Source organism: Kribbella koreensis (assembly GCF_039525325.1).
Lineage (GTDB): Bacteria > Actinomycetota > Actinomycetes > Propionibacteriales > Kribbellaceae > Kribbella > Kribbella koreensis.
The window spans coordinates 118330-136971 of sequence record NZ_BAAAHK010000008.1 but is presented as its reverse complement, the minus strand read 5'-3'; the positions used below and the strand labels follow the sequence as shown (position 1 = coordinate 136971).

The following is an 18642-nucleotide window of genomic DNA, read 5'->3' as shown; positions in this document are numbered from 1 at the left end:
TGGCCGGACGGGAAAGGTCGGACGCCCTGCCGAGCACCCCACCGCGAACGCCCTCGAAGGCTGACAGGTGGCCGGCGTACCGGGTGGCGTCGCCGGCGGACTGCTCGGTGGCTGGCTGGTGGGTGGAGTCGAAGGCGGTGTGACCGGTGGAGTCGACGGAGACGTGGTGGGCGGCGTGGCCGGCGGCGTACTGGGTGGCGTCTCCGGAGGCGACTCAGACGCCACCGGGGTCGACACTGTCGCGACCGGGACGGTCGGCGGCCGCTCACTCGACGCCACCGGAACAGTCCCCGGCAGTTCCTCAGCGGCAGCGGGTTGCGGCCCGAACGCGAGCGTGGCGAAGGCGATCAGCAGTAGCGGCAACATCCTGGCCGAGTTAGCGATCACGGCACTGCCCCGTTCGCAGACACTGGGAAGTGAAGGTGTCTTCCTCAGCAGTATGCGCGCGGTCAGGGGGCGTAGCGAAGCATTTCAGCGGGCGTAGCGAAGCATTGCTGCCTTGCGGCGCTGCATCTTCGTGGTGAACCCCGGGCGCGCGGTCGCGCAGTCCGGTGATTCGGACGGGTTCGTCTTGCGGTGGATGACCACGATCGCCGAGTCGTCGCCCGGTCCGCCGATCTCGTCGACCAGTTCGAGCGCCGCGCCCTTGAACCCGGTCGCGATCAGCCGCTCGGCGTGACCAGCCAGCCGGTCGGTCCCCCGCTCGATGTCGCGCCGGGGCGTCTCGACCATGCCGTCGCTGTAGAGGAACAGCGCGTCGCCCATCTTCAGCTGGCCGCGATTGACCACGAAGTCCGGCGTCTCGACCAGCCCGAGCAGCGGCCCGTCGGCGTCCCGCGTCTGCCACCGCCCCGACCACGCGTCGAACTGGATCGCCGGCGGATGCCCGGCGGTCCGCACCTCGAACTCGCCCGTCCCCAGATCGACCGCCACGTGCACCACGGTCGCGAAGTCGTCGTTCCAGTCCTGCCGCCGCAGGTAGTGGTTGGCCGCCGGCAGGAACTCCTCCACCGGTACCACCCCCAGCAACCCGCCGAAGGCCCCGGACAACAGCAGCGCCCGCGTACCGGCATCGATTCCCTTGCCTGACACATCGACAAGCGCGATCTCCAGTACCTTGTCCGACCGCGTCGTCGACACCACGAAGTCGCCGGAGAAGGACGCCCCACCCGCCGACCGGATCGCCTGCTCGGCCCGCCAGCCGGCCGGCAACTCCGGCAGTTCGCCCTGCGCCGTCAACGTGTCGCGCAGCTCCATCAGCATCGTCTCGCCGCGGGTGCCCTGTACGCCGAGCCGGCTGCGCACCTTCGCCCCGGCCAGGATGATCCACGCGATCAGCCCGAGCACCACCACGAACCCGGTCTTCGGCAACCCGGCCACCCGTTCGGACACCACGTAGGCGCCGGCGGCGACGGCGATCACCGTCAGCAGCACCAGCGGCCGGAAGCGCAGCAGCAATCCGCCGAGCAACAGAGGTATGACCAGGATGGAAGTGGGTATGAAGGACGGCATCGCCAGTGCGGCGGAACTGACCGTGACCGTCAGCGCCAGCAGACCGACGAAGGCCAGCTGGTGTGACTTCTGCGCGCGCCGAAGCAACGACTCGGCCCGGTTGCCGACCCGTCGCAGAACAGCGTTGCCGCCACCGCCGCTACTCATGGTGAAATGAAGATAACGGCACCATCCGGTCCGCGCATCACATTGTCACAAGTTGATTGCAGCCTTTTCACAATCGATACCGGTTGAGCACTCAGCCACGCCTGGTCAAGCCGGTCCGCTGGCACTTCGGGCACCAGAAAAGGTTGCGCCCGGCCAGGATCTCGGTCCGGATCACCGAGTCGCAGACATGACAGTGCTGGCCCTGGCGCCGATACACGTAGACCTCGCCGCCGTGATCGTCCTGGCGCGCGTCGCGGCCCATCGCCTCCGGAGTGTGGTCATCGGCAACGGTATCGATCCGGCCGGTCTCCACGCCGTACTTCATCAGCTCGACCAGGTCGGTCCACATCCCCTGCCATTCCTTCTTCTTGACCAGGCGGCCGGGCGTCTTCGGGTGCAGCTTCGCGCGGAACAGCACCTCGGCGCGATACACGTTGCCGACGCCGCTCAACACTTCCTGGTCCATCAGCAGCTGGCCGATCGGCAGCTTGCTGCGGTGGATCCGTTTCCAGGCCGGCTCCGGGTCGGCGTCGTCGCGCAGCGGGTCGGGGCCGAGCCGCTTGATCAGCGCCTCACGCTCGCCGTCGGTCAGTACTTCGCAGACGGTCGCGCCGCGCAGATCGGCGTACGCCGTTGCGTTCTGCAACCTGAGCCGGACCTGCCCCACGGGCTGCGGCGCGGCGTCCCCGGCCTCGATCGTGCCGAAGTCCATCTTGCCGATCAGCCCGAGGTGGATGTGCAGCCAGCCGGCACCCTCGAAGTCGGCCAGGAAGTGCTTGCCGTGCGCCTCGGTCCCGCGGAGCACGTGTCCGTCGAGCAGCGCGGCGCCCTCGACGAACCGGCCCTGAGGACTCGACGCGCGGACCACCCGGCCGCCGAAGCCGGCCCAGACGTCGTTCGCGAGCCGGTGCAGGGTGTGACCTTCGGGCATGATTCCTCTTATGGGTCTGACATCAGGTAAAGGCCGCGGCGGCGCGCCGACCCCGGCAGTGGTCGGGACCGGCCGTTCCATGCGGGCCCGGGACGTCTCCAGGCCTCGTACTCCGGACCGGCCGGCCCGCAAGCAAAAGGAAGATCAGGAAGAGGAGGGCAACGGCGGTAGCTCGCCGGTCTCCTCGTAGTCGGACAGCATCTCGATCCGCCGGGTGTGCCGCTCCTCGCCGGAGTACGCCGTGGCGAGGAACTTCTCCACGAACGAGGTCGCCTCCTCCTCGGTGTGCATCCGCGCACCGACGCTGACGACGTTCGCGTTGTTGTGCAGCCGGCCGAGCTCGGCGGTCTCGACGCTCCAGGCCAGCGCGGCCCGGACGCCCTTCACCTTGTTCGCGGCGATCTGCTCGCCGTTGCCCGAGCCGCCGATCACGATGCCGAGGCTGCCCTCGTCACCGACGGTCCCCTCCGCAGCGCGCAGGCAGAACGGCGGATAGTCGTCCACCGCGTCGAACACGGCCGGGCCGTGGTCGACGACGTCGTGCCCGGCACCCTTGAGGTGCTGGACCAGGTGGTTCTTCAGGTCGAAGCCGGCGTGATCAGAGCCGATGTGCACTCGCATGACCAGAAGTCTTACATAGCGGTCGGGGACGGGGATCCTCCGAGTGATTGCGGTGTCGAGGTGCGTGCCTGGGCGCCGCAAGCGCCGGAGGATCCCCGTCCCCGACCGCTTACTACTGACAGTCCGGTACGCCGGGCAGCTTCGGCGACCCGCTACCGACGTACACGTTGGTCACGTACCCGTCGTACTTCGGCAAGTACGCCCACCACTCGCTACTGCGGGGCGGAGTGTCGATCAGCTGGCCCTTCTTCTGACAACTGACCAGTACCTCGACCCCGGACGGCAGCGTCCCGAGCACCCCGGCAGAGGTGTTCGGCGCCGACCGAACCCGTACTCCACTCCCAGTGGTCGTCACCCAGCTCCCTGGCGTCTTCACCGCGCCCGGTACGTTCAACGCCCGGATCAGCCGGGTCACGTCGGAGTAGGCCTTCCCGTACCCCGTGCCGTCGGGGTGCAGCGTGTAGACCGCGACGATGGTCCGGTCGCTCGGCCCCACCGTCCCGGTGGTGTGCAGTGCCTCGTTGGCAAGGTCCACGACCGACTCCTTGGGCTTGCTCTTGTCCCGCCCGAAGCCACTGGAGTTGGGGAAGCCCGACCAGCCCTGCTTGATGGCGAAGGACGAGTCGAAGACCGACGCGATCCCGAAGTACTGGTCGAAGCCGTCGGTGCCGTAGCGGGTGGCCTGGTGCAGGTTGCCCATCACGAAGTCCCGCACCGGCGCAGGAGCCTGGTCGAGGAGGTAGCGGTAGATCCGGACGGTGTCGGCGGCAGTGAAGGCCGCGTACCCCCAGAAGCCCGGGTGGGTGGGCGGCGGCCCGGCCGTGTGGGTCAGGCCGAGCCGCGGCATCATCCGGTCGATGATCGCCGAGCCACCGAGATGGTCCCAGTAGTAGCTGGCCGCGTCGTCGTCACTGCTGCGCAGCATCACCTCGAGCCGGGCCTGGTCGGCCGCCGGGATCTCGTACGCCGGACCGCGGTCCCACAGGAAGTCGAGCACCAGCAGCAGCTTTACCACCGACGCCGAGCGGAACCGCAGATCCGGGTTGACCAGGTCGGTGAACTGCCCGGCCTGCCGGTCGAAGACCGCGACACCGGCCGTCACACCCACCGGCACGACGACCGACTCGTCACTACGCAGAAGCTTCACAAGCAACCTACTCACCATTGAACGATTAACTTGGTGAGTAACCTTCGCCGAGACTGTTGGAACGTTCAACCCCTTCTCAGCAAGTTCGAAGGAATCAATCGAAGCTGGGACTCCGGTCCCGGGTCCGCTTCAGCTCGAAGAATCCGTCGGTCGCGGCGACCAGCCGGACCCCGTCCCAGAGCTTGCCGGCCGCCTCGCCCTTGGGTGCCGGCGTGACCACCGGGCCGAAGAACGCGCTGCCCTCGACGGAGATGACCGGCGTGCCGACCTCCATCCCGACCAGTTCGATCCCGGCCAGGTGGGACTTGCGGACCGCGTCGTCGTACCGGTCGTTGTCAGCGGCCTCCGCCAGCGAGGCGGGCAACCCGGCTTCGGCCAGCGACTCCTCGAGCACGCCTTCGCCGTTGATGCCGCGGCCCTGGACGTGGATTCGATTGCCGAGTGCGGTGTAGAGCGGCAGCAGCGCCTCGTTGCCGTGCGCCTGCTCGGCGGCGATCAGCACCCGGACCAGACCGAGCTTGCGCAGCCAGTTCGCGTCGTGTTCGTCGCGCTCCTCGTTCAGGATCGCGAGGCTCATCACATGCCAGGCGGTCTTCACGTCCCGGACCTGCTCGACCTCGAGCATCCAGCGAGACGTCATCCAGGCCCAGGGGCAGGCCGGGTCGAACCAGAAATCAGCGGTGGGGGTCATGCGATCGATCGTACAAACTGAAACCACTTCATACTCCGGCGCGCGTGGCGTCTCGCCCACCGGACGACGAACGCTAGAACAGCGGACCAGACCGGTCACCCCGCGATACCGGCCGGTCACCCTCGGGCAACGCCGGATCAAGCTCTGACAACGGTTTCCCACAGCTTGCGCAAGTCGCGGGGAATCCCTCGGCGCCGCACGCATCCAGGTGCATAGGATGCCGACATGCCTGGAACCAACCTGACGCGCAATGAAGCGCGCACCCGCGCCGGCCTGGTCAGTGACGTGAGCTACGCGATCGAGCTCGACCTGACCACCGCCGCCAGTGGCGCCGCGACGTTCGCGTCGACGACCACGCTCACCTTCGCCGCCGAAGCCGGCGCGAGCACCTTCGCCGATCTGATCGCCGCGACGGTGCGGGAGGTGACGCTGAACGGACGCGCGCTCGACCCGGACAGCGTGTACGACGGCGCGCGGCTGCAGCTCGACGGTCTGGCCGAGCGCAACGAGCTCGTCGTGGTCGCGGACTGCATCTACTCGCGTACCGGTGAAGGGCTGCACCGCTCGGTCGACCCGGCCGACAAGGAGACCTACCTCTACACCCAGTTCGAGGTGCCGGACGCCCGCCGGGTGTTCACCACCTTCGAGCAGCCGGACCTGAAGGCGCCGTTCACCTTCACCGTCTCCGCGCCGGCCCGCTGGGTCGTCATCTCGAACGCGCCGACCCCCGAGCCGACGCCGTACAAGGGCGAGAACGGCGAGGACCTGGCGACCTGGAGCTTCGCGCCGACCGAGCCGATCTCGACCTACATCACCGCCGTCGTGGCCGGTCCGTACCACGTCGTCACCGACGCCTACGAGGGCCCGAACGGCACGTACCCGATGTCGCTGCTGTGCCGCCCGTCGCTGGCCGACTCGCTCGACGTCGAGGACCTGTTCGAGGTGACCAAGCAGGGCTTCGAGCTGTTCGAGCGCGCCTTCGGCGTTCCGTACCCGTTCCACAAGTACGACCAGGCGTTCGTGCCGGAGTACAACATGGGCGCGATGGAGAACGCCGGTTGCGTGACGATCCGCGACGAGTACATCTACCGCAGCCGCACCACGCACGCCGAGCTGGAGAGCCGCGCGAACACGGTGCTGCACGAGCTCGCGCACATGTGGTTCGGCGACCTGGTCACGATGACCTGGTGGGACGACCTGTGGCTGAACGAGTCGTTCGCCGAGTGGGCCAGCCACTGGGCCCAGGCGACCGCGACGACGAAGTACGCCGGCGCCTGGACGACCTTCTGCAACGCCCGGAAGAACTGGGCCTACCGGCAGGACCAGCTGCCCTCGACGCACCCGATCGCCGCGGACATGATCGACCTGCACGCGGTCGAGGTGAACTTCGACGGCATCACCTACGCCAAGGGCGCCTCCACGCTGCGCCAGCTGGTCGCGTTCGTCGGTGAGGAGACCTTCATCATCGCGCTGAAGGAGTACTTCGCCGACCACGCGTTCGGCAACACCGAGCTGGCCGACCTGCTCAAGCCGCTGGAGAAGGCGTCCGGCCGCGACCTGGACGACTGGACCGAGCGCTGGCTGCGGACCGCCGGGGTGAACACCCTGCGCGCCGACTTCACCGTGGACGCCGACGGCAAGTTCCAGACCTTCGCGATCGAGCAGACCGCGGCCGCCGGCCACCCGACCCTGCGGCCGCACCGGCTCGCGGTCGGCCTGTACCGGCTGACCGACGCAGGCCTGGTCCGGACCGAGCGGTTCGAGGTCGACATCGACGGCCCGCGGACCGAGCTGGCCGAGCTGGTCGGCGCGACGCAGCCGGACCTGGTGCTGCTCAACGACGACGACCTGACCTACGCCAAGATCCGGCTGGACGAGCGGTCCCGGCAGACCCTGGTCGAGTCGATCGACAAGCTCGACCAGTCGCTGGCCCGCGCCCTCGCTTGGGGTGCCGCCTGGGACATGACCCGCGACGCGGAGATGCCCGCCAGCCAGTACGTCGGGATCGTGCTCAAGGGCGTTCGCGCCGAGACGGACCTCACCGGCGTACGGTCACTGCTCTCGCAGGCCACCTCGGCGATCAACAGCTACGCGGCACCGGAGCACCGCGCGCAGCTGCGGGCGCAGTACGAGGAGACCCTGGCTGACCTGCTGGCCGGGGCAGAGCCGGGGAGCGACCACCAGCTCGCGTTCGCCCGTGCCTACATCGGCGGAGTGTTCTCCGACGCCGGTGCGGACCGCTTGGCCGCCTGGGTCGCCGGTACGGACCTGCCGGACGGCCTGGTCATCGACACGGACCTGCGCTGGACCCTGATCGTCGCGCTGGCCAGGCTCGGCCGGGTCGACGCGGACGCCATCGACGAAGAGCTGACCCACGACACCACGATCACTGGCCAGGAGCGGGCGGCCCAGGCACGTGCCGCCCGGCCGACCGCCGAGGCCAAGGCCGACGCATGGCAGATCGCGGTCGAGTCGGAGGACACCCCGAACGAGACGCAGTTCCGGACCATCCTGGGCTTCCAGCAGCCGGGCCAGGAGGAGTTGCTCCGGCCGTACGTCGGCAAGTACCTGAGCGCGGCCAAGGACGTCTACACCCGGCTCGGCTCCTCCATGGGCGAGAACGTGCTGGTCTACCTGTCGCCGCGAGGTCTGGCCGAGCAGGCCACGCTGGACGCCCTGAGCGGCTGGCTGGACACCGAGGCCGAGTCGGTCGACGCGCCGACCCTCCGGTACGTCGGAGAGGCCCGTGCCGACCTGGAGCGTGCGCTGGAGGCCCAGCGTCGCGACGCGGTCGGCTGATGCCTGACCAGGGTGCGCAAGGCGACCCCTCGTTAGCCGGCGCCTCGGCCGTGGCCCTCACCGGCCTGGCCGAGGCCTACCGGCCGCGTCCGGTCACCCCGCTGATGCCCTGGCGGTTCACCGGACGGCTGGTCAAGCCGTACGTGATCACCGCCCGCGGCCGCTCCTGGGACGACCAGATGGTCGCGGTGGCGCGAGTGGCCGCCGCCAAGCAGCTGGAGTTCGACGACGCGATGGGCGCCGTCGGACTCGGCGTGGTGATCCTCCATCTGAGTGATGACGCCACGTACCTGGTCGTGCAGAGCTGGGCGAGGGAGTTCCAGTCCCGGCTGAGCATCTTCCGCGGCCTGGACGTCGACGATCTCCGCCCGGCGCCGATCGGCGTCGCGCCCTGCGTCTGGGAGCAGGAGGTCCTCAGCCACGAGCGGGCCGCGTACGTGAACCACATCCTGAACGCCGAGGTGGACGTCGAGACCTGGCTCGACGACTGCCTGGACACCCGGCCCGCCCCGAAACAGGGCGGCATCCCGTCCGGGACCTGAATTCCGGACAGTGCCTGCCCGTGCGCTTTCGGTGATATTCAAACAATTGCTTGTCGGCGCATCGTCGCGGCTCGGTCGCGGGCCGCGATATCCTTGTCCAGAAGGAGATTCTCACCACGTGAAGGGGCCTCACTTTTCCGGTTTCCCGGTCTAAGCTGACCCACAATATTCACTCAAGGGATTCTGGGGAGGACCTTTGTCGTGACACACGTGGATGACCGGAAAGGACCGACCCGGGCGAAACGCCCGACCGGCCGGGCCAATGCGCGTGCGCTCAACCACGGCGGCGACAGCCGGGTGGCCGCCCGCGCCGGACGTGCGGTACCGACGAAGGACGTAGCCGGCTCCCAGCTGGAGAGCGAAGCCGATCGCGCCGAGCGGCTGGCCGCCGGCAAGCGCTCCGCGGGCCGCGGCGCGGGCCATTCCGGCCGGAAGAAATCGAAGCGATCCACTGCCGCGGTCGGAGCCGCGATCATTGCGATTGCCGCAGTGGTCGCGACTTCTGCTTTTATCCTGACGAATGGCGGCTCCGCGCCGCAGAGCGGAAGTAATCCGCCGGTGCCGGGACCGGCCACCTCCGCGCCACCGAAGACGAAGAGCGACGCGGCGCCTGCCGCGGTCAGCACGGTGAAAGCCGACCGCAAGCCTCCGGCGGCCAAGCCGACGGCACCCAAGCCGACCGTGGCCAAGACAACCACCACGAGGGCGTCCGCGACGCCGAACACCGGCCCGGCCACCCCGGTCTTCCGGCGCGGCCAGTGGATCGCAGTGCTCGACTCCTACCCGACGGACGCCGGTATGGACGCCGAGCAGATCGCCAAGGAACTGGCCGGCAAGCTGATCGCCGCCGGCATCCCGGGCCGGGCGATGTTCCTCAACGGGCAGTACCCGGGCATCGCGAACAGCAGCCTCGAGCCGGAGACCGGCCAGTGGGTCGTGTACCTCTCCGCGCTGTCCAACGCGCAGGCAGCACTCAACCTGTGCCAGGCGCCGAAGACGCAGGCGATCCACTCGAACATCGCCTGCCCCACGTACGAACCGGCCGCCAAGCCCGGCTAGCCGAACCAGCAGCCCGGCTGATCGATCAGCCGGGCTCGCGGGCTCTGTCTACTGCTTGTGGGGCTCGTTCGCGTGCAGCAGCGGCGGCTGGTGCGCGTGCGTGCCCAGTTGCTGTACGCCGGTGACGAGGCCGCCGGTCAGGTCGCCGGTGGCGAAGGACGTCTGCATGGTCAGCGCTGCCAGACCGGCCGCGTGATCCGAGAGCTGCCGCCGCGCGTTCGCGCCGGTGACGACCTCGAGCCGGCGCCCGGCCGGGTCGACGTACACCAGGACGCTGTTGTCCGGGTCGTCCAGCTCGTTCAGCAGCTCCAGGGCGAACGGGCGCGTCTCGGAGTCCGCTCCCCCGACGTACACGGAGAAGTGCAGGCCCGACGCGTCCTCGGCGTGCCGGACGGCGCGCTCGATGTCGTAGAGCTGGTCCGGGGTGAATGCGTCACCAGCTGGCACTTGCGCCTCCGGTCGTCCGGGCGACGCCGGTGCCGGCGGTCGCGGTAGTGGTGCCGGCGGGGAGCTCGGGCAGGTTGGCCGGGTCCGGCCGGGTGGCCGTCGGGCCGCCGATCCAGACCGGCGGAGCCCACCAGGACAGGCCCGGGCGATAGCGCGGACCCTGTGCGATCGAGGAGGCGAAGACGAGCAAGGCCAGCACCGCCACGACCAGCACCGGAATACCGACGAACACCAGCACGGTGTGGCCGGAGAGCAGAGTGATCACGGTGAGAAGACTAGTCCCACTGACAGCCGTACCCGCCCCGGGGCCTCGACCGGGGCGGGCACGAAACTAATCAGCAGCCACAGGTGTAGTACGTGATGTCCCAGTGGCTGCCCTCGTCGCAGTAGATGTTGCCGGAGGCGGCCTTCCACTGCGGGTAGCCGTCACCGCGGTTGGCGATCCGGGTGAAGGTGTTCTTGATGTAGTTGCCGACACACGTGTACTTCGAGATGTCGACCTTGTAGCCGTTGCGGTGGCTGTAGGTCCCGCTGGCGTGGCCGGTCTCGGTACCACCGGTGATGTTCACCGCGCAGCCGCTGGCCGTGTGCAGCGTCCGGACGCCGTACACGGTGCTGTCGTTGATGTTGGTGAACGACGTACAGGTGGAGTTGTTCCAGTCGGAGCAGTTGCCACTGGACGACCAGGTGATGCCGGCGGCGCTGAAGATCGCCGCGGCCTGGGCGTGGGTCAGCTTGGTGAGTGCCGAGGCGTTCTCGATCACCAGCAGGCCGGGCAGCAGCCCGACCATCAGGGCGACCAAGGGCACGGTCACGCGACGGAGAAAGGATTTCATGGGGACTCTCCTTGAAACTCGGGGCGGAAGGTTTCAAGGAGTGCCATTCCCAGGAAAGTTATTAACCAAACGTGAACACTCACCGGCCAGACGGCTGCGTGGAACCGAACCGAGGGCAGTCGGCTCGGCTCCACGCCGGGGGGCGCCGAATGTGGTCAGAACCCGAAATCGGTCCCGGTCTTCGAAATGGAGCTGGCGAATTGGACGTCCGAGCACTGATAGAACGCGTTGCCGGTGTCCGCGATGGTCCAGACGGCGAGAATCATGTGCCGCCCGGACCGGCTCGGCAGCCGGCCGTTGTGGGTGATGTCGGCGGCGGGCCGGGCACCACCCATCGGCACCGTCAGGAACGGGGTCAGGTCGAGCGCCGAACGGCTCAGCGCGGCACCCTGGTTCCAGCCCTGCTTGGTGACGTAGTACTTGAAGTCCGTCGTCGCGTGCTGCGCGGTCAGGTGCCACTTGAACGCATAGTTCGCGCCCGAGGTGAGCTGGGTGGCCGGCCAGGCGCCACCGCGCTGGTCGTTCAGCTCGTCGAACTGCTGCAGGCCTGCCGAGCAGAGTTTCCCGTCGGCGGGACCCGCGCCGGGGAAGCCCTTCGGACCCTCGGTGCTCTGCGGCTCCCACTGGATCGCGCCGCAGTTCTTGACCGTCGTGTTCGCGCACAGCTTGGCGCGACTGATCGGCGAGTTGGTGTACCCGTGCCCGTAGGCCACGGGTACGGACAGGGTTGTCGAGGCCGTCAGAGCCAAGGCTCCGGCGGCTACTGCGGCCAGGCTGAGTTTGCGTGTTCGCGGCATGCGGACACTCCTTCGGATTCCCGGTTGTGGGGGCGGTCGGGGAATGAAGGAAGGCGCCTTCGTTGACAATAGATAACAACCGTTCAAATCTATTGTCAACAGCTCGTAGGCGGCTGTTTACTTTCCGCTCATACTGCCTAGGAGTGCAGTACTCCGATGAGCCGGCGCAGCCGTTGGTTGTTGGGCAGGTCCTCGATCAGGACGGGCATGCCGTCGGGGCCGCCGAGCGGGACCCGCCAGTTCGGGTACTCGTCCGTGGTGCCGGGCTGATTCTGGGTACGCCGTTCGCCGACCGCGTCGGTCAGGGCGACTCCGACCAGCTTCGCCGGGGTGTGCGCGACGTACCGGTGCAGCGCCTCGACGATGCGCTCGACGTCGCCGTCCGCGTTGCCCAGCAGGTGCCGTTCGCGCAACGCGTTCAGCCAGGAGTCGCGCTCGGCCTCGTCGACGGCGAGCTCTTCGGCGTACGGGCGGGTCAGCAGGCCGAGGCGGTCGCGCAGCTCGACGTGGTCGCCGGCCAGGTAGCCGGCCGTCGGCGGCAGGTCGTGGGTCGTCACCGTGGCCAGGCAGAGTTCACGCCAGCGCTCGGGCGGGAGCGGGTTGCCGTTCGCGTCGCGCTCGAACCACAGCACCGACGTACCGAGGACTCCGCGTTCGGTGAGGTAGTCGCGCACCCACGGCTCGACCGTGCCCAGGTCCTCCCCCACGACGACGACGCCGGCGCGGGACGCCTCGAGGACGAGGATGCCGATCAGCGCCTCGTGGTCGTAGCGCACGTAGGTGCCCTCGGTCGGCCGCTCCGGCGAGGTGACCCACCAGAGCCGGAACAGACCGAGGATGTGGTCGATCCGCAGCCCGCCGCCGTGCCGGATCACTGCGCGGACGAGGTCCCGCCAGGGCGCGTAGCCGGTGGCAGCGAGGGCGTCCGGCCGCCACGGAGGTTGCGACCAGTCCTGTCCCTGCTGGTTGAACGCGTCCGGCGGGGCGCCTACATGGATGCCCGCGGCTAGTACGCGCTTGAGCGCCCACGCGTCGGCGCCATCAGGGTGTACGCCGACTGCGAGGTCATGCAGGATGCCGAGCGACATGCCGGCCGACTTGGCTCGCGCCTGGGTCCGGGCCAGCTGATCGTCGAGCTGCCACTGCAGCCAGCAGTGGAACTCGACCGCGTCCGGGTTGTCGTTGCGGAAGGCAATGACTGCGGGTGCGTTCGGGTCCTGCAGCTCCTCGGGCCACTTGCTCCACTCGGGACCGTGTACGTCCGAGATGGCGGCCCAGGTGGCGAAGTCGATCAGGCCTTGGCCTTCACGGTCGCAGTACGCGCCGTACTCCGCGATGCGGCCGATGGACGGGCGGACGCCGAACAGGAGCTGCAGCGCCTCGCGCTTGGCGGCCCAGACGGTGTCGCGGTCCAGCGCGTCCGGGTCCTCGCTCAATGCTCGGGCCTGGAGGGCCAGTGTGCGGACACGGTCGCGCTCGGCGGGTGCTAGGTCGCCGTACTCGTCGATGTCCTCGATGCGGAGGTACAGCGGGTTCGCGAACCGGCGGGAGGCCGGCAGGTACGGCGAGGGCTCCATCCGACCAGCTGTCTCGGCTGCGTGCAGCGGATTGACCAGTACGAAGCCGGCGCCGAGGTCATTGGCGGACCACGCAGCCAGGTCGGCCAGGTCGTGGAGATCGCCGATACCCCAGGACCTGCGGGAGCGTACGGAGTACAGCTGGAGTACCCAGCCCCAGGTCCGCTGCAGCCGCTGCGGCTCGAGTCGTTGCGGGGTGACGATCAGGGAGCCGACCGAGATCTCCGGGTTGGTCCCGATGCGCGCGCACAGCCGGTGGTAGCCGAGTGGCAGGTCCCCCGGCAGCTGGTACGTCGCTTCGCCGATCTGCACGCCGTCGACCCACTCGGGCTCTACCCAGTGCTCCTGCTGCGGGATGTCCCGGCGCTGGCCACCGTCCTCCAGATCGACCCACACCTCGGCAGTGGAGCCGTGCGGCAGGTGTACTGCGAACCAGGGCGTCCAGCCCTCCCGCATCACCAGCGTGGCGGGCAGCACACGGCGCCAGCGCGCCAACTGGTGCTCTGCCAGCGCATCGGTGGCTTGCTCGGGGGTAGACGCGTCGACACCGAGTGCGGCCAGCACTGTGGAGACAACCTCGGACGACACCAGAACGTGTTCGCCCTGCCAGTTCCAGTACTCGGTCGCCACTCCGTGCGCGACGGCAAGCTCGACAAGGGCTGGAGTGGGAGCAGTCACGCGTGCGAGTCTGCCGCATCACGGGCCATGGGACCCAACGGCGCGCGCCGGGAGGGTCTTGTACGTCACCGCGCGCAGGCGGATCGGCACTACGCGTTCTCGTGCGTCACGACAGTGCATCGAGCACTGCCGCAGGACGGGCTGGTGCCCTTACTCTTCGGCTAAGCCTGACCGGGGTGGTGGGGCGGGGAAGGTATTCATGCCGCGCAGGGGGGACTTGCGCCGTGCGTTGGAGAGGGCACCCGATGGATGAGTTGCTGCCGCGGACCCGGATCAGCCGCCGTACAACGCTGGGACTGCTCGGCGCCGTCGCAACCGGCTCGCTGGTCACTGGTTGTCGCGAGACGACGACCGGCGGCAGTATCGGCATCACCGGCGACTACAGCCTCACCGACTGGGTCGCGGACCGGGGCGACCGCTACCTGGTCGCGCACCGGGGCGTCGGTGACGTGTTCCCCGAGCACAGCATGGAGTCGTACGACGCTGCGGTCGGCTGGGGCGTACAGGCGATGGAGGTCAGTGTCGGCATCACCGCGGACAGTGTGCTGGTCTGCATGCACGACACGACCCTCGACCGGACCACCAACCTCACCGGCAACCTGCGGGCGGTCAAGTACTCCCAGTTGGAGAAGGGCTGGCTGCAGATCCCGCGGCTGGGCCCGCAATGGGCGGAGAAGAAGCTCAAGGTGCCGCTATTCGAGGACGTCCTGCGCAAGTACGGCGGCCGGGTGATCCTTGCGATCGAGGCGAAGGACGAGCGGGCCTACGCGCCGATGATGGCGATGGTGGCGAAGTACCGGCTGGAATCGGCTGTGCTGATCAAGACCTACTTCAAGAGCAAGCTGATCGCCGACGTGAAGTCGCTCGGGCTGGGCGTGTTCGCGTACTTCACCACGCCGGACGAGATGACCCCGGAGACGATCCAGTCGGTCGCCGCGCAGTTGTCGCCACGGACGGACGCGATCGTCGTACCGAACTCCGGTCCCGGCGGCTACCTCGACGTGTCGCTGGTCGAGGCGGCCGTGGCGACCGGTATCCCGATCTGGCCGTATCCGCTGCACCGTCGGGCGGACGTCGCGCACTACACCGCGCTCGGCATGCAGGGCGCGGTCACGTCGAACCTCGGCTACATCCTCGGCAAGACCGAGCAGGTGACGACCGATCAGTGGGCGGCCGGAGCGGTCGTGTCGGGCGAGCTCACGCGGGATCCCTATGACGACCGGTTCGCCGTCAGCTGGGGGCGCGGCGGCAGCATCGGGCTCGCGGCGAAGGGCACGCAGCACTTCCTGACGCTGGGCAATCTCGGCCCGATCACCTCACCGGTCTACTCGGTCGAGTTCCAGGCGTCGTTCGCCGCCTTGCCGGTCGACCCGCTCGCGAGCCTCTCGCTGGCCTTCGGCCACGAGGACGACTCGTACTACGAGAACCGGATCGGGACCGTCAGCGGCTATCACGCGATCCTGCAGGCCAATGGGGAACTGGGCCTGTGGGCGCATCGGAGCGGGCAGCGGCCGGGGGTCAAGCTGGCCGTCCGGAAGTCCGCGCCGGTGTTCGCGGGCGAGTGGATGCGGTTCCGCCTCGACGTCACGCCGACCACGCTCACCTGGAGCCGCCTCGACCACCCGACGAAGGTGACGGTCGAGGACAAGACCTACCGGGGCGGCTACTTGCACCTAGGCCGCGCCTCGACCGACGGCAGCCTCGCACTGCGCGGTCTGAAGGTCACCCGCACGCCCTGACCGCGTCCGCTGCACACCCCCACGCCAGGGTGATGCCACTGCCGCCATGCCCGTAGTTGTGCACCACCGGTACTGCGTGGCCTTCGTCCCGCTCGAGCCTCACCTCGGGTCGGCCGGGCCGTAGCCCGACGAGCGCCTCGATGACCTCCGCCTCGGCCAGCGCCGGGACCAGGTCGGTGCAGCGGTCCACGATCGACTCGGTGAGCTCGTCGTTGACCCTGGTGTCCCAGGCGCCCGCATCGAGGCTGCCGCCGAGGATGCAGTCGTTCGTCCTCGGGTGGACGTAGGCGCGGCCGGCCGGGTGGTGCTCGTCGCGGACGGACAGGGTCAGGCCTGGGTTGGTGACTCTTACGATCTGACCGCGGATCGGGTAGGTGCTGGTGTCGCCGACCAGTACTCCGGCGGCTAGTCCCGCGCAGTTGACGATGACGTCTGGCTGGAGATCTTCCAGATCGTCGAGACGGTCTATCCGGCGGGTCTCCTGCTGGCCGCCTCCGTCGAGGTACTGGCGGTAGAGCCAGGGCAGGTACGTGGGCATCTCGACGAGCGGTACGGCGAAGCGCAGGCCGTGGCTGTAGCCGGGTGGGAGCTCGTCGGGTCGGGCTGGGCGGATGTCGCCTACAGCCTCGGCCCAGGGTTGGGGTTGCGGCTCGTCGCGGTAGAGGACGAGTGACTCGCGCATGACTACGCCTGGGACTCCACGGGCGGCTTCGGCGGCTAGTACGTCGTACGTGGTGGTGCCCCAGCTGGCGACCTTGTCTGCGGGGGCTGCTGCGGTTGGGAACCAGACAGCTGCTGCCAGGTGGGAGGTGGTCGCTTCGGTGGGATGAGCGCTGACCACGATCACCTCGTCGCCGCGCTGCCTGAGGAGGGTTGCGGTGGACAGACCGGAGATGCCGGCGCCGAGTACTACGACTCTCACTCGAGCAGTCTTCGTTGGCGGCGGGTGAGGAGCAAGACGGCCAGCAGGAGCGCAGTACTGGCGACTACCAGGCCGATGGCGACACCGGCGACGTTGTTGGTCAGCTGGTAGAGGGAGATCGGCCAGATGACCAGGAGGATCGAGCAGCCGACTACGGCGTACGCCGATGCGTGGCGGCGGCCGTAGGCGACCAGGAGTGCGGCCGGGCCCGCAGTACCGACGGCGAGGGCCATCACCTCGCCTCGCTCTTGGACCAGCCAGCAGATGGAGGAACTGAACATCGCTGCGCCGGCGAGTGACCATGCGGTCACCTGGTCGCGGACTAGACCGATCATCGCCATCACGAAGGCGACGAGGATGAAACCGGTACCAGCGATGCCGGCGGAGTTGGTGGTCGTCGAAGTGTCCGGAGTGAGGACGTCCGCGGTGATCACCAACACACCGACGGCCAGGATCCCGAAAGTTGCCACCAGCAACGAAGACCCGGCCAGCCACCACACCCCGAGCACCGCCAGCGCAAGCGCCACGGCGACTCCGACGACCCGGCCGGTCTCCCCCTCGATCGCGACATAGGTAGCGAAGCCCGCCACACAACACCCCAGCGACGCCAACGCCGAACTCAACTGCTCCCGGCGCCGCAACAGGGCCAGCACCCCCGCCGTGCCCAGCAAGATGATCGCCGCACTGGCCCCAGTACTGATCCGGGCAGCCCGCCCCATCTCGCCCCAGTTGGCCAGCGTAAGAAGCGCCACCGCCCCCAGCAGCAACGCACCCCCGATATACCCCAAGACCTCAGTGAGCGCAGACGAATGCACAGCCGTAGGAGGCGGTCGCCGCTCCCAGCCCCGGGCACTACCGGACTGACCTGCTGCACCGCTGCGCCCATCCCCGGAACCTGCTGAGCTGCCCCGCCCGTCCGCGGAGCGAGCGACACCGGAGGCGGCGCGAGGCGGGTCGCCGGGGCGGCCGCCCTCCAACCCCTCGCCCGAGCGAGCGGCACTGGAGGCGGCGCGAGGCGCGGCGGCGTCTGCTTCGGCGGCTGCGCGGAGGGCCTCGGCCTGGTGGGGGCGCAGGACGCCCGCAGACACCAGCCTGGTCAGCTCGTCCTGCAGCCGGCTCGGCATATCCGTTCGTTCCTCCTCGCGAAATCTCCGGTCGGGGATTGCAGAGATCCTGGCGGCGATCACTACAGTAGGGCGGCGAGATGCCTATTCTGCTCAGTTACCCCGTGTCCCTGCTCAGTCACCCCCTGTTTTCCGTACCGGACACCTTCCCGACGTTCTTCCGGCGAGGCAACGACGGCAAGCTGGAGGTGACCGACCAGATCATCACCGTCCCGGCCCGGATCGTCGGCCTGGTCCTCGCGTTCTTCATCGTCCGCTGGCTGCTGCACAAGGCGATCCGCCGCTTCGCCCGGCGTACCGGCAACGGCGCGGTGGCCGGCGTGCTGGCCCGCTCCAAGCGCGGCCAGGAGTTCGTCGAACAGACCCTGATGAGCGAACGCCGCACCCAGCGCGCCGAGACCATCGCGTCGCTCCTGTGCAGCTCGGTGACGATCATCCTGACCGCCGTCCTGGTCGTCATGGTCCTGGCCGAACTCGGCTTCAACATCCTCCCGGTCGTCGCCTCCGCCAGCATCATCGGCGTAGCCCTCGGCTTCGGCGCCCAGACCCTGGTCAAGGACTTCCTGGCCGGCATCTTCATGATCTTCGAGGACCAGTACGGCGTAGGCGACCTGGTCGACATGGAGAAAGCCACCGGCGTAGTAGAGGCGGTAGGCCTCCGGGTCACCCGCCTCCGCGGCGAAGACGGCACCACCTGGTACGTCCGCAACGGCGAGGTCCTCCGCGTAGGCAACCTGACCACCCGAGACCCAGACGCCCCCGCCACCTCCACCACCGGCGTAGGCAGCGCCGCCGAAGCCGCCGACGGCCTAGCACCCCTAGAAGCCCCCGCCGACGAGCCCCCGCCCCGCTCCACCCCCGCCCACCACACCAGCGGCGGCCACGAACCCACCGCCTAGCCGCCCCACCCCCTTCGACCTCAGCTGGCGCCTGCCGCCCGACCGCCCTGCCCACCCCAGCTCCACTGACTCAGCGCTAGCAGGTTTTCATAGCACTGGCGTGACGCAGGCCGCCGGCAACACAAAAACCCGCCACTCAGGGCCGCGCCCCAAAATTCACCGGCACAGATCTTG

At 68.8% G+C, this 18642-nt stretch carries 18 protein-coding genes; 6 read left to right on the top strand and 12 right to left on the bottom strand.

What is annotated here, in order from left to right:
• Positions 1-67: 67 nt before the first annotated feature.
• Positions 68-484: a hypothetical protein gene (locus tag ABD116_RS18695; RefSeq protein WP_343971338.1), complete on the top strand. Its 417-nt coding sequence runs from the start codon at positions 68-70 to the stop codon at positions 482-484.
• Here ABD116_RS18695 and ABD116_RS18690 read toward each other — a convergent pair.
• The 5 genes from ABD116_RS18690 to ABD116_RS18670 form a co-directional block, all read right to left on the bottom strand.
• Positions 472-1659 carry a PP2C family protein-serine/threonine phosphatase gene (locus ABD116_RS18690; RefSeq protein ID WP_343971336.1) on the bottom strand — a complete coding sequence of 396 codons (1188 nt, stop codon included), beginning with the start codon at positions 1657-1659 and terminating at the stop codon, positions 472-474. The two genes, ABD116_RS18695 and ABD116_RS18690, sit on opposite strands and share 13 nt — an antisense overlap.
• Before the next feature lie 91 nt (positions 1660-1750).
• Positions 1751-2590, bottom strand: a complete 840-nt coding sequence (locus ABD116_RS18685; protein ID WP_343971333.1) for an Fpg/Nei family DNA glycosylase — start codon at positions 2588-2590, stop codon at positions 1751-1753.
• A 144-nt stretch (positions 2591-2734) separates the two neighbouring features.
• Entirely contained in the window at positions 2735-3211 is a 477-nt protein-coding gene (locus ABD116_RS18680) for a ribose-5-phosphate isomerase (protein WP_343971330.1), read from the bottom strand.
• 112 nt (positions 3212-3323) lie between these two features.
• Complete coding sequence (locus ABD116_RS18675; RefSeq protein WP_343971327.1) at positions 3324-4358, bottom strand: SH3 domain-containing protein; 1035 nt, start codon at positions 4356-4358, stop codon at positions 3324-3326.
• A gap of 94 nt (positions 4359-4452) precedes the next feature.
• Positions 4453-5049 carry a mycothiol-dependent nitroreductase Rv2466c family protein gene (locus tag ABD116_RS18670; protein ID WP_343971324.1) on the bottom strand — a complete coding sequence of 199 codons (597 nt, stop codon included), beginning with the start codon at positions 5047-5049 and terminating at the stop codon, positions 4453-4455.
• 225 nt (positions 5050-5274) lie between these two features.
• On the opposite strand from ABD116_RS18670, the gene pepN reads away from it, so the two are divergent.
• The 3 genes from pepN to ABD116_RS18655 all read left to right on the top strand — a co-directional run bounded on the left by pepN (position 5275) and on the right by ABD116_RS18655 (position 9449).
• Entirely contained in the window at positions 5275-7848 is a 2574-nt protein-coding gene (gene pepN, locus ABD116_RS18665; RefSeq protein WP_343971322.1) for an aminopeptidase N, read from the top strand.
• Complete coding sequence (locus tag ABD116_RS18660) at positions 7848-8390, top strand: hypothetical protein (RefSeq protein ID WP_343971319.1); 543 nt, start codon at positions 7848-7850, stop codon at positions 8388-8390. The genes pepN and ABD116_RS18660 overlap by 1 nt, the downstream gene beginning before the upstream one ends.
• Before the next feature lie 210 nt (positions 8391-8600).
• Positions 8601-9449, top strand: coding sequence for a hypothetical protein (locus ABD116_RS18655; protein ID WP_343971316.1), 849 nt, complete (start codon positions 8601-8603; stop codon positions 9447-9449).
• Positions 9450-9497: 48 nt separating this feature from the next.
• Here the strand turns inward: ABD116_RS18655 and ABD116_RS18650 are convergent, their stop codons facing one another.
• From ABD116_RS18650 to malQ, 5 genes are all read right to left on the bottom strand, one after another.
• Positions 9498-9896, bottom strand: a complete 399-nt coding sequence (locus ABD116_RS18650) for a DUF5130 family protein (protein WP_343971313.1) — start codon at positions 9894-9896, stop codon at positions 9498-9500.
• Entirely contained in the window at positions 9883-10161 is a 279-nt protein-coding gene (ctaJ, locus tag ABD116_RS18645; RefSeq protein ID WP_343971310.1) for an aa3-type cytochrome oxidase subunit CtaJ, read from the bottom strand. The genes ABD116_RS18650 and ctaJ overlap by 14 nt, the downstream gene beginning before the upstream one ends.
• Positions 10162-10231: 70 nt before the next feature.
• Positions 10232-10732, bottom strand: coding sequence for a hypothetical protein (locus tag ABD116_RS18640; RefSeq protein WP_343971307.1), 501 nt, complete (start codon positions 10730-10732; stop codon positions 10232-10234).
• A gap of 155 nt (positions 10733-10887) precedes the next feature.
• A complete protein-coding gene (locus ABD116_RS18635) occupies positions 10888-11529 on the bottom strand; it encodes a lytic polysaccharide monooxygenase auxiliary activity family 9 protein (protein WP_343971304.1) in 642 nt (213 codons plus the stop codon).
• Positions 11530-11666: 137 nt separating this feature from the next.
• Positions 11667-13784 carry a 4-alpha-glucanotransferase gene (gene malQ, locus ABD116_RS18630; protein ID WP_343971301.1) on the bottom strand — a complete coding sequence of 706 codons (2118 nt, stop codon included), beginning with the start codon at positions 13782-13784 and terminating at the stop codon, positions 11667-11669.
• A gap of 245 nt (positions 13785-14029) precedes the next feature.
• On the opposite strand from malQ, the gene ABD116_RS18625 reads away from it, so the two are divergent.
• Positions 14030-15523 carry a glycerophosphodiester phosphodiesterase gene (locus ABD116_RS18625; RefSeq protein WP_343971298.1) on the top strand — a complete coding sequence of 498 codons (1494 nt, stop codon included), beginning with the start codon at positions 14030-14032 and terminating at the stop codon, positions 15521-15523.
• Here the strand turns inward: ABD116_RS18625 and ABD116_RS18620 are convergent.
• Both ABD116_RS18620 and ABD116_RS18615 read right to left on the bottom strand, forming a co-directional pair.
• The gene (locus ABD116_RS18620) at positions 15507-16445 is read right to left on the bottom strand and encodes an FAD-dependent oxidoreductase (RefSeq protein WP_343971295.1); all 939 of its coding nucleotides are present in this window, start codon (positions 16443-16445) and stop codon (positions 15507-15509) included. The two genes, ABD116_RS18625 and ABD116_RS18620, sit on opposite strands and share 17 nt — an antisense overlap.
• Positions 16442-17569 carry a hypothetical protein gene (locus tag ABD116_RS18615; RefSeq protein WP_343971292.1) on the bottom strand — a complete coding sequence of 376 codons (1128 nt, stop codon included), beginning with the start codon at positions 17567-17569 and terminating at the stop codon, positions 16442-16444. The genes ABD116_RS18620 and ABD116_RS18615 overlap by 4 nt, the downstream gene beginning before the upstream one ends.
• 104 nt (positions 17570-17673) lie before the next feature.
• Between ABD116_RS18615 and ABD116_RS18610 the strand changes: the two genes are divergently transcribed.
• Positions 17674-18468: a mechanosensitive ion channel family protein gene (locus ABD116_RS18610; RefSeq protein WP_343971289.1), complete on the top strand. Its 795-nt coding sequence runs from the start codon at positions 17674-17676 to the stop codon at positions 18466-18468.
• Positions 18469-18642: the final 174 nt, after the last annotated feature.

Coding starts and splice junctions, on each gene's coding strand:
- ABD116_RS18690 (WP_343971336.1), bottom strand. CDS start 1,659: ATGAGTAGCGGCGGTGGCGGCAACGCTGTTCTGCGACGGGTCGGCAAC.
- ABD116_RS18685 (WP_343971333.1), bottom strand. CDS start 2,590: ATGCCCGAAGGTCACACCCTGCACCGGCTCGCGAACGACGTCTGGGCC.
- ABD116_RS18680 (WP_343971330.1), bottom strand. CDS start 3,211: ATGCGAGTGCACATCGGCTCTGATCACGCCGGCTTCGACCTGAAGAAC.
- ABD116_RS18670 (WP_343971324.1), bottom strand. CDS start 5,049: ATGACCCCCACCGCTGATTTCTGGTTCGACCCGGCCTGCCCCTGGGCC.
- pepN (WP_343971322.1), top strand. CDS start 5,275: ATGCCTGGAACCAACCTGACGCGCAATGAAGCGCGCACCCGCGCCGGC.
- ABD116_RS18660 (WP_343971319.1), top strand. CDS start 7,848: ATGCCTGACCAGGGTGCGCAAGGCGACCCCTCGTTAGCCGGCGCCTCG.
- ABD116_RS18640 (WP_343971307.1), bottom strand. CDS start 10,732: ATGAAATCCTTTCTCCGTCGCGTGACCGTGCCCTTGGTCGCCCTGATG.
- ABD116_RS18635 (WP_343971304.1), bottom strand. CDS start 11,529: ATGCCGCGAACACGCAAACTCAGCCTGGCCGCAGTAGCCGCCGGAGCC.
- ABD116_RS18625 (WP_343971298.1), top strand. CDS start 14,030: ATGGATGAGTTGCTGCCGCGGACCCGGATCAGCCGCCGTACAACGCTG.
- ABD116_RS18615 (WP_343971292.1), bottom strand. CDS start 17,569: ATGCCGAGCCGGCTGCAGGACGAGCTGACCAGGCTGGTGTCTGCGGGC.